Raw genomic sequence first — 14,093 nt, forward strand, 5'->3', positions numbered from 1 at the left:
TAATTATGAAACAATGCTTCCCTATTAACAAGTAGATCCCTTCTCGTGTTCTACTAACCTTTTGTATACTTATGAATGCCCAGCAAATCCCTGTATATTTTCGGCCAATCTACAAATCAACTTCAGATTGGAGGCGTATAATGGAGGCGGGGTGATTATTGGTGAGTGAACGCATATTGGTAATGGAAGACGACGAGGCGATCCGGCAGCTGCTTGAGCAGTTTCTGTCCTCGCAAGGATATAGCGTGACGTCGGCAGCCGATGGAATCGAAGGGCTGCAGCTGTGGAACAAAGACTCTTATGATCTGATTATATCGGATGTGATGATGCCAAGCCTCTCCGGTTATGATGTTGTCCGGATCCTTCGCCAGCAGTCCAACGTGCCGGTTATTTTGCTGACGGCGCTGAGCGAGGAGGAGCAGCAGATCGAAGGCTTCGACAGCGGAACCGACGATTATATGACGAAGCCGTTCTCCTATAAGCTGTTGATCAAAAGGGTCCAAGCCGTCCTGCGGCGGTCAAAGCCCGCCCAAACGGGCAGCTGGCTGGAATTTGAAGAGCTCAGGCTGGATACCGACTCGTACAACGCTTATGTCGACGGCGTCTCCGTGGGACTGACGACGAAGGAGTTTGAGATTTTACAAGCGCTTGTCGAGCAGGCCGGCAAGATCGTAACCCGCGAGCAGCTTTTGGACAAGCTATGGGGCTATGACTATTATGGGGATACCCGGATTATCGATACCCATTTGAAAAATATACGCAAAAAAACAAATATGCCCTATATCAAAACGGTGAAGGGAGTGGGATATAAAATTGAGCGCTAAATGGCTGAAGCATCGCTTATGGAATACGATCACGTTCAAAGTTTTCGGCTTAACCGTGGCCGTTCTCCTCCTTTTCTCCGTCTGCACCTACCTGGTTATTTACACCCTGCTGCCCCATACGTACACCACTTACAAGCAGAATCAAATCGACAGCGGCATCGACAGCTTCATCGACAAGAGCGCCACGCTCTCGAACGATGAGGCTGTTAAAGCGCTGACGAAACTGCAGGAGCAGACAAACGCCTTTATCATGATTAAGGGCGAATCCCAGCAGATGCTCTATCCCTACATCCAGACTGCTGTAGCCCAAATAACCAAACCGTCAACCTTAACGCCTGTCACATCCCAGTTTCTGAATTCGCAGACGCTTTCGGCTGGGGCGATCCCGATCAAGACGCTTTCAGCCAAGGCGCCTCAAACGGCCAGGACCTTGACGTATAATGGTGAAAAAGCGTATTTGACTGCCTATTTCACGCCGCAGCCGATCGATGAGGCATCCAAAGTGCTGGTGCTGCTGTCCCCTTACGTTGCGCTGTTCATCCTCATCGCCGCTGTTGGGGCTTCCTATTTTTATTCGGTTATCATCACAAGGCCCATCCGCAAAATTACGGTTTCCGCCAGCCGGATGGCCCAATTACAGCTGGATACGCGGATTCCCGTTCATTCTTCCGATGAAATCGGGGGGCTTGCCGCCAGCCTGAACTCCATGGCCGCCAATTTGCAGGAATCGATCAGCGAGCTGAAGACGAGCAACGAACAGCTTCAACAGGAAATGATACGCGAGCGGGAGGTGGAGGCGCGCAGAAGGGAATTGTTCTCCGCCGTTTCCCATGAATTGAAATCGCCGCTTACGATCATGAAGGGACAGCTGGAGGGTATGCTTTACAAAATCGGCATTTATGCGGATCGGGATGCCTATCTCGATAAAACGCTGCAGGTGGCGGAGGAAATGGAGACGCTGATCGCCGATATTTTGCGCGTTGCGAGATCGGATGACTGGGCGCTTTCAAAAAGCGACGAGAATGTATCCCTGCGCGGGATGGTTGATGGCCTGATGGCCAAATATAAGGAGCTGGGGCTGCAGCGCGGCGTTGCGCTGCATTCGTCGGTACATGAGGACAGCCGGATACGAACCGACGGGGGATTGCTGGAAAAAGCAATGAGCAATATCGTGCATAACGCCATCATTTATACGAATCCCGGAAACAAGGTCGTAGTAAGCGAGGCGGAGAAAACCGGCTGCCGCATGATCGAGATTGTCAACACGGGAGCGCATATCGATGAAATGCAGATTGGCCGCATATTCGAGCCCTTCTACAGGCTTGAGCAGTCCCGGAGCCGGAATACGGGCGGAAGCGGATTGGGCCTCTATATTACCAAACGGATCTTACAGCAGTTAGGGATCGATATTCAGGTCAGAAACACGGATGAAGGCGTCGTTTTCTCCCTTATTTTCCTGCAAAACGCATCCAAAGCACATCCGGGCTCCATCCAGACTCCAGATAAGCGGGCTAAACTGATAGATGTAAGACACATTCTATCTTAAAGGAGTTTGGTTCAAATGAAAAAGAAACTTGCTGTACTGGGAGTCGGATTGGCTCTCTCCGTTGTCACGGCTCAGGCCGCATTCGCATCTCCGTCCACCGGGAAGGAAAGCTCTGCAAGCACAAGTACGGTCACAGCGGCTGCAACCCATTTCGATCCGGAGGCTTTCAAGGAGCTGCTGAAATCGGCAGAGAAGGGGACGTACACCATCGTTGACGGAAAAACGATCATCCCTGCTAGCTCCGGCGATGCGACCTTAACAGCAGTTCCGCTCGACCCCGAAGCCGTTCAGAAATTGCTGGCATCGGCCAAGAAGGGTAAATTGACAGTCGTTGAAGGCGTTGACGTCAAGAATCTTGTAGCTGCAAAAGGGATAACCAATGGGACGCTGTCATTTCCCGAAGGAGCAGTCAAGGTGACGGGCACTCCTATCGATCCGGCGACTGTCAAGAAGCTGCTGCAAGCGAATGGAAAAGCGGTGGAAACGTTGACTGCAGGGGCAACTCAAGGAACGCTGACGATCTCTTCAAAAAAATTATCGCCGGAATTGATCGCCCAGATGAAAGAACTGCAGCTCAAAACCTCGAAGGCTGAGAGTACACAATCAACTCCTGCTGAAACTGAATAACGGAAGAACAGTTCCAAGTAAAGCAACCGGGCAGTACCGCCGGTTGCTTTTTTTTGCGCTAATAAGAATGTCTGTCTTTCCCCATACTTTTCATACATTTCCGGGGGGAGAAACTGAAACTAACTGCGGCGCCAAAGGACGGCGAAAGCCATTCTTCTTGTAGAGGGATGGACGGACATAGACAGGCTGCATGCCAGAAACGGCCTTCATTATCCAGCATTTGCGCCGTTCATACAAGATTCGACCCCATCGTGAGAGAATTTTAACTTGGCGATTAGGACCATAGCGGGTTGTGCGAACATCACCTTGTATGGCAAAGTAATACTATCAGTATTTTTTACCATGTTCTATAAATAGGAGGTAGTTTCTTATGAAATTCCATTTCTTTGTGGGTAACGATAACGGGAACAGCGAGCATGATCTGATCATTGACGGCAAATTGATTCAACAGCCGAATGTGAATTGTACGGTGGACGAGCTTCCATGGAGCGAGGAGCAGACGCCGGAGAGCTTCATCAAGAATCTGCAGGAGCAGCTGGTTGTCACCATTGATTCCCCGGCCGCCCGTCCTGGCATGTACTATGTCGGCAAATTCGCACTGGAGAGCGGGGAGATTCTGGATAATCTGCAAATCGGGATCGACCTCAAAAGCGACATGGATCTGCCGATCATCAACACGCTCGCGCAAATTGCGGCTCTGGCGGTGCAGAAGGCGTATGAGGATGAGAAGAAGATACCTGCGAATATTGAGGTAGAGGCGGATATGGCAACCGCGCTTCCGGTCACGCAGCATACGGACGAGACTTCGTTGAAATTCGAGAAGCGCTTCACGACCGGCTCCCACAATGTCACGGTGCATCTGGGGATGCAGCGGATCGGCGTGAAAATCGTATTCCCTTTCACCAAGGTCGTTCCGGAGGCGACGCCTGTCATCTTCGCCCTGCAGAAGGATGCCGAGGGCAACTGGCGGGAAGGCGAGATTTTCCAATCGTTCATCGAGACCTACGATATCGAGAAGAAGTTTAACGGCAGTTATTTCAAAGACAAGCGGATCCTCCATGTCGATATCGGCGACGGCTCGACGGAATATCCCATCACCGAAGGCAATAAATTTCTCCGCCAATTTGTTTACGGCAGCCATCACGGAGCGGGTTATGCGATTGAAGAGGCGCTTGACGAGTTCAACCGGCTGATCCATCTGACCGACAGCCCCCGGCAGTTTTTCAGCGACGTGCTGAAGAATCCGAAGCATAAATTCCATGCGCGCGCCATCAAGACGCTCAAGAGGCCGCTGGAGAGCCAGGTCAAGCAGATTGTTCAGAATGTCAAACGGCAGCTGACCAAGACGCGGAATGAGATCGATCTGATCTGCGTGTATGGAGGCGGCAGTATTCTGATGCGCTCGATGCTCCATCCGCTGCTGGAAGAACTGTGCACGGAACGGGAAATGAAGCTGCTGTATATTCCTGCCGACTATGCGGTCCAGATGAACGCGCTGGGACTGGACGCATTTGTACGCGGGAAAATTTACGAAGCGCTCAAGAACAAAGCGGTGCAGCCGGTTTAATGAGGGGCACCCCGCTTAAAGAATAATCCAAGGACACGAAGAAGGTGGATCATCCCGTGAAAAAAACGAAACTGCCCGGCGACAATATCAGCTTAAAAACAAAAAAATCGGAGGATCCTGCGGTCATGCAGTGGATTAACGCACAGACCAATTTGATGGACTCTCTCCGTTATTTAATCGAGAACGAGATAAACCAGAGCGGTGTCCGTAATCTTCAGGCCTATATTCCAACCGAACGCAGCACCTTGAATTCCTCCGGATCAGCGCAGCTGCAGACTCTGAACAATGGCGCATTGAGTGCCAACCGCGAATTGGCGGCAGGCTCTGTGAGTCCGGAGGACAGCGCTGCGGCGGCAGCGCCGGAGCAGCCGGATTCCCCGAATACTGTCGAAGATGAGTTCGACGATGAGGATATAGAGGCGTGGACGTAGGAGAGCAATTATCGCGAAAAAGAAATTCTGGGAAATGTAAAGCGGTATAAAATATTATTAAGAAATACTTAGTGATACCGTAAAATACCTATCTGGCAATGCGAAATCCCATATTTCGGCAGATATAAACAAGAAAATTCAAGTTTCCATAGGGCGGTTTACTGAGCATTCTTTAAATGGTCATAAATTTCGGGCCGATTTATAATATTTAGTATTACCTAGTGGTATCCGGTGATTCTAAGAAACGCTTGACAGTACTTTCCGCCTCTTGAATATCATCATTCAGACTGATCAATAAAAAAGCATAATTTGACGCAGGGTCCGGACGGTTGTCCGGACTTTTTTTGACATGATTTTATAATTTTTCACGGCATCAGAGGTCGTCGGAAATCCCCTGCCTGTGGATAAGATGTGCATAAGATTGGGGGTAAGTGTTTTGCGAATATTCGCGTCGGATTGTATAGGTTTGCGTAGGTTGGGGTTCAAAATGAACTATACGTCATATTCCCTCACACATAACTAACGGTTTATGGATAGGGAAAAGGTTTGGCCGCTCTTCAGGCAAGCATCCAGGTTGGAAAGGAGAGGGTCCGGTGATTTCATTTCGCGAGGTTGAAAAGTACTACGGCGATTTCCATGTGCTGAATGACATCAATCTTCAGATTGAACAAGGTGAAGTGGTGGTCGTGGTTGGACCATCCGGTTCAGGCAAGAGCACGCTGCTTCGATGCATCAATCGTCTGGAAACGCTTAAAAGCGGGGAGTTGATCGTGAATGATTTCCCCGTACATGACAAGAAAACGGACATCAACAAGCTGCGGCGCAATATCGGCATGGTTTTTCAGCATTTCAATTTATATCCCCATAAGAAAGTGATCGACAATATTACATTGGCTCCGATGAAGGTGCTGGGGCTCTCCAGACAGGAGGCCGAGAAAACCGCCATGTATTATCTGGAGAAAGTAGGCATTCAGGAAAAGGCGCAGCAGTATCCCTCTCAGCTGTCGGGCGGACAGCAGCAGCGCGTGGCGATTGCCCGGGGGCTTGCGATGAAGCCCGGAATAATGCTGTTCGATGAGCCGACATCGGCGCTCGATCCCGAGATGGTCGGCGAGGTGCTGGATGTTATGAAGGCATTGGCGGACGAGGGGATGACCATGGTGATCGTCACCCATGAGATGGGCTTTGCCCGGGAGGTGGCGGACCGGATCGTATTTATGGATAAGGGTCAGATCATTGAAGTGGCGGAGCCCGAGGAATTCTTCACCCAGCCTCGCGAGGAGCGAGCCCGCTTGTTTCTCAACCGGGTGCTGCGCCACTAGAACAAAAACAAGTAAAAGGAGAGGGTATAAATGAAAGCAAAAACTTGGATGATGACTGGCCTGATGCTGATGCTGGTTTCCGTATTGGTTCTGTCGGGCTGCGGCAATGACAAAGGGAGCAATAATGGCGGCAATGCGGCCAGCGGCGAGAATGCGAATACAAGCGGTGCCGGCAGCGAGGCTCCGGCTGCAGGCTCAGCCATGCTGGATGAAATCAAAAGCAGGGGCAAGCTGGTAGTGGGCGTTAAATTTGATACGAAGCTGTTCGGCCTGAAGAATCCGATGAACGACGAGGTAGAAGGCTTTGATGTGGATATCGCCAAAGCGCTGGCCAAAATCATTCTCGGGGACGAAACCAAGATTGAGCTCAAGGAAGTAACCTCCAAAACCCGCATGCCGATGCTCAACAACGGCGAAATCGATATGATCATCGCGACGATGACCATTACGGAGGAACGGAAGAAGGAAGTCGACTTCTCGGACATCTATTTTAAAGCGGGACAGTCGCTTCTGGTCAAGAAGGGAAGTCCGATCAAGAGCCTTGATGATGTGACCAAGGATACGAAGGTTCTGGCCGTGAAGGGTTCGACTTCTGTCGACAACATCAAGGAAAAGGCGCCTGACGCTACCGTGCTGGAGTTTGAAAACTATCAGGATGCCTTCAGCGCGCTCAAGGCGGGACAAGGCGATACGCTGACGACCGATAACGCGATCCTGTACGGCATGGTTGCCCAGGACGGCAATTATGAGGTGGTAGGGGAGCCCTTTACGGATGAGCCCTATGGCATCGCGATCAAAAAGGGTGAAACGGCCCTTGTCGATGCGGTCAACGAAGGGCTGAAAACACTGAAGTCAAATGGCGAATATGACAAAATCTATGAACAATGGATCGGGGAAGCGCCCGCGGCGGAATAAAGCAAACGAAACGATTGAGATAGGGCGGCTTTAATGCCGCCCTTCTTCTCATTCAGATCATCATGGCAAGGAGGATGCATATGCCGGACTTCTCAATCCTTACCGATAATTTCGATATCTATCTGGAAGGCTTCCTCAATACGATTTATTCCAGCGTTATTGCCCTGATCGGAAGCTTTGTACTGGGAACGGTGATCGCGATCTTCCGGATTTCCTCTGTAAAGCCGCTGCGATGGCTGGGATCGGTCTATGTGGAATTTATCCGCAACATCCCGCTGCTGCTGGTTGTTTTTGTTTTTTTCTACGGACTGCCTTCACTCGGCGTTACGCTGAACGGGTTTGTCTGCGGAACCGTTGGTCTCACCGTGTACACAGCTTCCTTCATCGCCGAGGTAATCCGGGCAGGCATCCGCTCTGTCCCCAGAGGCCAGACGGAAGCGGCGCAGGCTACTGGGCTTACCTATGTGCAGGCGATGAGGTATATCGTGCTGCCGCAGGCCGTGAAGATTGTTATACCGCCGCTGAGCAACCAGTTCATCAATCTGGTGAAAAATTCGTCGGTGCTTAGTGTTTTTGCGGGACTTGACCTGATGTATTTTGCAGATTCGGTGGCGAGCAGCACGCTGGCTACCTTCGATACCTATATATTTGTCGCGCTCTTCTACCTGGCGCTGACGCTTCCTCTGAGCTATATGGCACTTCATTTCGAACGCAAATGGGCCCGCAGCGGCTAGAAGGAGGGGGAACAGATGGATTTTGCCAATGCTTTCTCCACAGAGAACCTTATGTTCATCCTGGAAGGCTTCTATGTGACGCTGAAGGTCGCTTTTATCTCTATTGTATTAAGCTTTGTGCTGGGTTGTATTGTCGGCACGATTCGCTATACCAAAATGCCGGTTGTTTCGCCCATTCTCGGCATCATCGTCGAAATTCTCCGCAATCTGCCGCTCCTGCTCATTATTTTCTTCACACGCTTTGCCCTGCCGGATGTCGGCATCAAGCTGGGGGTTGTGAATGCGGCCATTGTGGCACTGACCTTGTTCGAAGGGGCGATGATTTCGGAGATTGTCCGAAGCGGCCTCAGTTCCATCGATAAAGGACAGATCGAAGCGGCCCGTTCTTCGGGGCTCAGCTATGTTCGCACCCTGTGGCATATTATTCTGCCGCAAGGCCTGCGGCGCATGGTGCCGCCGCTTGTCAGCCAGTTTATTTCCCTGCTGAAGGATACGTCCCTGGCCGTCATCATTTCACTGCCGGAGCTGATGAACCATTCCAAGATCGTCATCGGCCAAAGCTATGATTATGTCTTTCCGGTGCTGCTGGTTGCCGCAATCCTGTATTTTACGGTAAACTATGCCCTATCACTGCTGTCCAGAAGATTCGAATCCAGGTTATTGTGACGAGAATCAGACGCGAGCCTGCCGTCATCCAGCCGTTGCTTCCCCGCTGCTGATTGGGCTGGCGAATCCTGGTCTAAGTAGAATAGGGGGAAACGGTTTGCCGGAACGAAAACGCCACTACGCCGAATGGGCGCAGATGCTTCTGGTTGCCATTGTGACCGCGGTTGCCGGAGAGTTCAAGATAACGCCTTTCAGCGGAGAGGTATTCCGGATTGGCCTCGGAAGCAGCGCCTTTCTGCTGTGCCTGCTGTTGATGAGGCAGCTGCCTTATGTGTACACAGGGATTGCAACCGGTATTATGGTGCTTCTCTTCCGTACCCTGAAGGACGCGGTGAACCTCTTAGATTTGTTTTCATTTGAAGCAAGCTTGCATACCCACTTCTCAGCGGCGATCTATTATATGATATTTGCAGTGGGGATGAGCCGGATCAAGCCCAAATTATCCGAGTTTCATCCGCTGCTGCTCGGCGGCTTTATTACCCTGATTGAATTTACGTCGAATGAGCTGGAGCTTCTTATCCGGAGCATCATGTTCGGTTATCGGTACCTGTATTCCTCGCAGTGGCTGCTGCTTGGAGCCACAGCCGTGCTGCGCAGCTACTTTATCGTAGGGCTGTACAGCAGCATTACGATCAGCCAGATGAGGGTGGTTCATAACGAGCAGCAAAAAAGAATGGAGCAGATGCTTAATATCGGCTCTGGCCTGTACGGCGAAGTCTTTTATTTGCGGAAATCAATGGACACGCTTGAGCAGATTACGGCCAAGAGCCACAATTTATACGGCAAGCTGAGCGAATCCGGAGAAAAAGCGAACAGCCGCTCGATGCTGGAAATTACGCAGCAGATCCATGAGGTGAAGAAGGATTCCCAGCGCATACTGGCCGGTCTGCTGAAGCTGTTTGACCGGAAAACGACGACAGAGATGTCCCTCTCGGAAATCGTTGATTTTGTGTTCCGCTCGAATCACGGCTACGGCCAGATGCTCCGGAAGGAAATCCGGATGGAGCGTGAGATCAGAACCGACTATGTCACCGATCATTATATTCTGCTGCTGACGGTGCTGAATAATCTCGTATCCAATTCGGTAGAGGCGATTGATAAGGACGGCCGGGTTCGCATACGAATAGATGAGCAGGGAGCGGAGACGGTGATTGCGGTCTCGGATACGGGGTCGGGCATTGCGGAGCAGAACAGGGAAATTATTTTCGAACCGGGTTTCACGACAAAATTCAATCAGGCGGGTTATGCAGCGACAGGCATCGGCCTGTCCCATGTCCGGGATATCGTGCATGCATTTGGCGGGAAGCTGCGCCTGCAGCCATCGGAGCAGGCAGATGACACCACTTTTGTTTTGGTCTTTTCGACTGATTCATTGAAAAAAGGAGTGTGAGGAACCAGGATGCTCTCATTTGGCATTGTCGATGATGATTCCGCGAGCCGGTTAATGCTGCAGTTCATTATTGAAAAAAGCGGACTGGGCGAGGTTGTGATATCGGCCGGGAATGGGACCACTGGCGAGAAAGGCATCCTGATCGCGAAGCCGGATGTTGTGCTGATCGATCTGTTGATGCCGGATCAGGACGGTATTGAAACCATTTACCACTTGAAGCAGCATGGCTTCGGAGGCAAATACGTGATGATTTCGCAGATCGAAAATAAAGAAATGATCGGCAAGGCCTATCAGGCGGGCATTGAATTTTATATTCAGAAGCCCATTAACCGGGTGGAAGTGGAGGCCGTGCTGTCCCGTGTTCATGAGCAGTGGAAGATCGGCTGTTATCTGGGCGAAATCAAGGCGTCCCTGTCGAAATTGAACAGCCTGAGTCCAGAGCTGGGCAGCAGCCCGAAGAAACGGACGGCCCGTGAAATTATCCAATCGATCCTGATGGACCTGGGTATTATCGGCGAGGGCGGCAGCCGGGATATCGTTGAAATTATGGAGCATTTGGTCCATCGTCAGCACCCGGAGACGCTCCCCCCTCTGAAGGAGCTGTACGAAGTCGCAGCCCAGGCGAATAAAGGCTTTGACAGCGATACGGAGAAAGAAGGCAAAGCCGTGGAGCAGCGGATCCGGCGTACGGTCATGGGGGCTTTGACCAATCTTGCCAGCATTGGGCTGACCGACTACAGCAATCCCAAATTCGAGCATTACGCACCGCTGTATTTTGACTTTCAGGACGTGCGCCTGAAGATGAAGGAAATGGATGAGAATCTAAAAACCGACAAAGGAAAGGTGAACATCAAAAAGTTTATGCAAGTCCTGTATATGGAGGTGTTGGATCGTGTAAGGGATGAGCAGCAGCAAATGTAATAATACGATGAAAAATTTGGCTGGCCCTGCTTCGTCTGCGTCCTAAAGCAAAACCAAGCTGCAACATCCGGTTGGTTGTGTGCGTTATAAGGGTAAACAAACACAACAAGCTGCCGGATGAGGAGAATGAATATGAAGAAACTAGTAATAACTTCAGCGCTCTCAGTCGCCCTGATTATGCCTGCGGCTGGTCAGGCCTTTGCTGCGAGCCCTTTCACGGATATCGACAACAGCACGGCCAAGACTCAAATTGAAGCCCTGCAGGATAAAGGGATGGTCAACGGTATATCGTCGACCGAATTCCGCCCAGCCGCCGAGCTGACTGCGGCACAAGGAATCGCCATGGTTGTCAAAGGCATGCAGCTGAGCTTGGCGGCAATCGACTTCAATAAGGCGCCAACGGCAGAAGGCTACTACACTACGGTCGCCAGCGACGCCTGGTATGCGGACAACTTCGTAGTCGCACGCGCCAACCAGCTCGATATTCCAGGGGATATCGACCCCAGGGCCCCGATGACCAAGGAAGCCTTCGTTCATTATCTCGTGCAGGGTCTGGAGAAAACCGGGCAGTATCCAACGGTCAAAATGTTTATCCCGATCGAAGATGAGAAGGATATTACGGTTGACTTCCAGGGCACAATTCAGCGCGCATTGCTCTACAAGCTGACAGCGCTGGATGATAAAGGCGAGTTCCATCCGCAGGCACTGATCACACGCGAGGAAGCGGCGGTTATGCTGTTCAATGCCGCTGAATTTGTGGAGAGCCACAAGGACATGGATAACGGAGCAGGCGCCGGCAGTGTTGAAGGTACGGATGGCGTTGACGGAGCAGGCGCGACAGACGGTTCCCAGCCAGCGGACGATTCCGATGCGGCGGGTGGAACTGACGGAGCCGCAGGGACGGATGCGGCGAACGGCACCGATGCGGGCGCAGGTGGGACGGAAGGCTAAGCCTAGCAGCTGCAAATAGCTGGCGGAGTTAGAAGTAGCTGCTTCCATATGCACAATCATTTTTTCAACAGCTTTCTTACAAAAAAGGATAGAGCGATCAGATTAACATCTGATTCTCTATCCTTTTTGTTTTAGGCGTCAATTTGGAATCTTCCCGCAAGCTCCTTCTTATCTGAAGCGTCGGAAGAAGGCCTGAATGTCGGGAGCCAGAAGATCCGGCGCATCCATGGCGGCAAAATGGGTGCCGCGGTCGAATTCCGACCAGTGCGCAATGTTGGTATTGTCGCGCTCCGCGAAGCGCCGGATGGATTTGAAGTCATGGGCGCAGACAGCCAAGCCGGTCACAGCCGTATTCGGCCCTTCCCCGCCCTGCTGATTATGCGCATTCTCGTAATACAGGCGGGCGGAGGACTCGGCTGTATTGGTCAGCCAATAGATCATAACATTCGTCAACAAAGCGTCGCGGTCAATGAAATCGATGTGGTCGCCGAAGCCATTGAACAGCTCGGCAATCCAGGCGAGCTGACCCACTGGTGAATCCGCTTGCCCATAGGCAAGCGTCTGCGGGCGGGTCGACTGAATGGCGTTGAAGCCTGCCCGCTCATGGAAATTGGCCAGAAATTGCAGGCGCTTCTGATCGTCCTCGGTCAGCCCGGCCATCTCTGCCGGATCGCCGGAAGGGAAGGACAACAGCTGCAGCACATGGATGCCGAGAAGACCATCCGGCTTCTGGATACCCAGCTCGCGGGATACAAGCGAGCCCAGGTCGCTGCCATGAGAACCGTATTGCTCATAGCCCAGACGTTTCATGAGTTCTGCCCAGGCTCTGGCGATACGGGAGATGTTCCAGCCCGGTTCAAGGTCAGAACCGGAGAAGCCGAAGCCGGGCACGGAGGGAATCACGAGATGGAAGGCATCCGCCGGATTGCCGCCGTGGGCCCGGGGATTGGCAAGCGGTCCGATCAGGTCGAGGAACTCGACAATAGAGCTCGGCCAGCCATGCGTGAGCAAGAGCGGAATCGCGTCAGGCTCAGGCGAACGGACATGCATGAAATGGATACGGGCGCCGTCGATTGTCGTCGTGAATTGGGGGAATTCATTCAGACGCGCTTCGTGCTTGCGCCAGTCGTACTTATTCTGCCAGTACTCTGCCAGCTCTTTCACATACGCGAGCGACACGCCGTATTTCCAGCCTGCTCCCGGCAGCGCATCAGGCCAGCGGGTATGGGACAAGCGGTACTGCAGGTCATCAAGGTCAGCCTGCGGAATAGCGATCTGGAAAGGACGGATTTCAGTGTCTGCGGATTGTGATGTTGGTTGAGTCATTGTCATTGGTAGTGCCTCCTCGGGTTTGGTTTAACTTGTTCGTTGCTATATTTCTATCTTAAGCCATGCACCCTGACAGCTGTATGTCAGGGTGCAGAGGGGCTGAAAAACAACTCGACGCCATTATTAGTTGAACATTTGATGAACATTCCCAAAATAGCGGGCTTGGCAGAGGGAAGAAGGCTTGCGCCCGGACTTGGCAGCCCTATATAATAATCATAAATTCAAAAGTAAACGGGTGTTTATTTATGCAGGTCCTCAAGGATGAAATGAAAAAGAATATTCTGCGCTCTGCCCTGCTGGAATTCAAGCAGCATGGCTACAGGGACGCTTCCATGCGTCAAATCGCGCATACAGCAGGCATTACGCCAGGAAATATTTATCGGTATTTTGCCAGCAAGGAAGCGATTCTTCATGAGCTCATCCAGCCCACCTACGAGAGATTCGTCGGATATGTACTGGAGATCAGGCGGGATATGGACAATACCCATACCAAGGAAGCGGACAGTTCCATGATTTATCTGCACAAGATACAGGGAACAATCGTGAAGCTGTTCAACCAGTCGAGTCCCGAGCTGTCCATTCTGCTGAACAGGAGCGAAGGCTCCAAGTATGAGAATGTGAAGCAGGAGCTGACGACGGTCATTTTCTCGATTCTGGAAAAGGCCTTTCACACGTTCCAGAACAGCGGAAGCGCACGGCGTCAGGAGGAAGAGAATCAGGCAGCGCGGATGATAGCGGCGACCATTGTGGAGGGCATGTGCATTATTTTGCGGGATTATGAGGATGGGGATACGATTGAACGGCTGGTGGATGAGCTGATCCGCATCTACTTCGCGGGTATCGGCGACAAAATAAACAGAAGCTAGGATC

The 14,093-nt window shown here is 51.7% G+C and carries 14 protein-coding genes; 13 read left to right on the top strand and 1 reads right to left on the bottom strand.

The features are described from left to right. Positions 1 to 158: 158 nt before the first annotated feature. From ACFOLF_RS18405 to ACFOLF_RS18460, 12 genes are all read left to right on the top strand, one after another. Complete coding sequence (locus tag ACFOLF_RS18405) at positions 159 to 824, top strand: response regulator transcription factor (protein ID WP_210039223.1); 666 nt, start codon at positions 159 to 161, stop codon at positions 822 to 824. Beyond that, positions 814 to 2,370 carry a sensor histidine kinase gene (locus ACFOLF_RS18410; protein ID WP_210039222.1) on the top strand — a complete coding sequence of 519 codons (1,557 nt, stop codon included), beginning with the start codon at positions 814 to 816 and terminating at the stop codon, positions 2,368 to 2,370. The genes ACFOLF_RS18405 and ACFOLF_RS18410 overlap by 11 nt, the downstream gene beginning before the upstream one ends. A 15-nt stretch (positions 2,371 to 2,385) precedes the next feature. Continuing rightward, a complete protein-coding gene (locus ACFOLF_RS18415) occupies positions 2,386 to 2,997 on the top strand; it encodes a hypothetical protein (RefSeq protein ID WP_210039221.1) in 612 nt (203 codons plus the stop codon). A gap of 370 nt (positions 2,998 to 3,367) precedes the next feature. After that, entirely contained in the window at positions 3,368 to 4,564 is a 1,197-nt protein-coding gene (locus ACFOLF_RS18420; protein ID WP_210039220.1) for a ParM/StbA family protein, read from the top strand. Positions 4,565 to 4,620: 56 nt separating this feature from the next. Beyond that, positions 4,621 to 4,995 (top strand): hypothetical protein, encoded by a 375-nt coding sequence (locus ACFOLF_RS18425; protein ID WP_210039219.1) that lies wholly within the window; start codon positions 4,621 to 4,623, stop codon positions 4,993 to 4,995. A gap of 593 nt (positions 4,996 to 5,588) precedes the next feature. Then, a complete protein-coding gene (locus tag ACFOLF_RS18430; RefSeq protein ID WP_210039218.1) occupies positions 5,589 to 6,317 on the top strand; it encodes an amino acid ABC transporter ATP-binding protein in 729 nt (242 codons plus the stop codon). 30 nt (positions 6,318 to 6,347) lie between these two features. Continuing rightward, positions 6,348 to 7,232, top strand: a complete 885-nt coding sequence (locus tag ACFOLF_RS18435) for a transporter substrate-binding domain-containing protein (RefSeq protein WP_210039217.1) — start codon at positions 6,348 to 6,350, stop codon at positions 7,230 to 7,232. Between the two features lie 80 nt (positions 7,233 to 7,312). Next, positions 7,313 to 7,966 carry an amino acid ABC transporter permease gene (locus tag ACFOLF_RS18440; RefSeq protein ID WP_210039216.1) on the top strand — a complete coding sequence of 218 codons (654 nt, stop codon included), beginning with the start codon at positions 7,313 to 7,315 and terminating at the stop codon, positions 7,964 to 7,966. Between the two features lie 15 nt (positions 7,967 to 7,981). Beyond that, positions 7,982 to 8,632 carry an amino acid ABC transporter permease gene (locus ACFOLF_RS18445; protein ID WP_210039215.1) on the top strand — a complete coding sequence of 217 codons (651 nt, stop codon included), beginning with the start codon at positions 7,982 to 7,984 and terminating at the stop codon, positions 8,630 to 8,632. Between the two features lie 97 nt (positions 8,633 to 8,729). Further along, a complete protein-coding gene (locus tag ACFOLF_RS18450) occupies positions 8,730 to 10,022 on the top strand; it encodes an ATP-binding protein (protein ID WP_379114407.1) in 1,293 nt (430 codons plus the stop codon). A gap of 9 nt (positions 10,023 to 10,031) precedes the next feature. After that, on the top strand, positions 10,032 to 10,943 hold the full coding sequence (locus tag ACFOLF_RS18455; protein WP_210039214.1) for a response regulator: 912 nt from the start codon (positions 10,032 to 10,034) through the stop codon (positions 10,941 to 10,943). Positions 10,944 to 11,075: 132 nt separating this feature from the next. Beyond that, positions 11,076 to 11,894: an S-layer homology domain-containing protein gene (locus ACFOLF_RS18460; protein WP_210039213.1), complete on the top strand. Its 819-nt coding sequence runs from the start codon at positions 11,076 to 11,078 to the stop codon at positions 11,892 to 11,894. Between the two features lie 168 nt (positions 11,895 to 12,062). Here the strand turns inward: ACFOLF_RS18460 and ACFOLF_RS18465 are convergent, their stop codons facing one another. After that, a complete protein-coding gene (locus ACFOLF_RS18465) occupies positions 12,063 to 13,226 on the bottom strand; it encodes an epoxide hydrolase family protein (RefSeq protein ID WP_210039212.1) in 1,164 nt (387 codons plus the stop codon). 263 nt (positions 13,227 to 13,489) lie between these two features. Between ACFOLF_RS18465 and ACFOLF_RS18470 the strand changes: the two genes are divergently transcribed. Further along, positions 13,490 to 14,089 carry a TetR/AcrR family transcriptional regulator gene (locus ACFOLF_RS18470; protein WP_210039211.1) on the top strand — a complete coding sequence of 200 codons (600 nt, stop codon included), beginning with the start codon at positions 13,490 to 13,492 and terminating at the stop codon, positions 14,087 to 14,089. Positions 14,090 to 14,093 lie beyond the last annotated feature (4 nt).

Origin of the sequence: Paenibacillus sepulcri (assembly GCF_042647105.1) — a bacterium.
Lineage (GTDB): Bacteria > Bacillota > Bacilli > Paenibacillales > Paenibacillaceae > Paenibacillus_Z > Paenibacillus_Z sepulcri.

Bases quoted from the DNA above. Each gene is read 5' to 3' on its own strand.
- ACFOLF_RS18415 (WP_210039221.1), top strand. From the start codon at position 2,386: ATGAAAAAGAAACTTGCTGTACTGGGAGTCGGATTGGCTCTCTCCGTT.
- ACFOLF_RS18420 (WP_210039220.1), top strand. From the start codon at position 3,368: ATGAAATTCCATTTCTTTGTGGGTAACGATAACGGGAACAGCGAGCAT.
- ACFOLF_RS18435 (WP_210039217.1), top strand. From the start codon at position 6,348: ATGAAAGCAAAAACTTGGATGATGACTGGCCTGATGCTGATGCTGGTT.
- ACFOLF_RS18440 (WP_210039216.1), top strand. From the start codon at position 7,313: ATGCCGGACTTCTCAATCCTTACCGATAATTTCGATATCTATCTGGAA.
- ACFOLF_RS18445 (WP_210039215.1), top strand. From the start codon at position 7,982: ATGGATTTTGCCAATGCTTTCTCCACAGAGAACCTTATGTTCATCCTG.
- ACFOLF_RS18455 (WP_210039214.1), top strand. From the start codon at position 10,032: ATGCTCTCATTTGGCATTGTCGATGATGATTCCGCGAGCCGGTTAATG.
- ACFOLF_RS18460 (WP_210039213.1), top strand. From the start codon at position 11,076: ATGAAGAAACTAGTAATAACTTCAGCGCTCTCAGTCGCCCTGATTATG.
- ACFOLF_RS18465 (WP_210039212.1), bottom strand. From the start codon at position 13,226: ATGACAATGACTCAACCAACATCACAATCCGCAGACACTGAAATCCGT.
- ACFOLF_RS18470 (WP_210039211.1), top strand. From the start codon at position 13,490: ATGAAAAAGAATATTCTGCGCTCTGCCCTGCTGGAATTCAAGCAGCAT.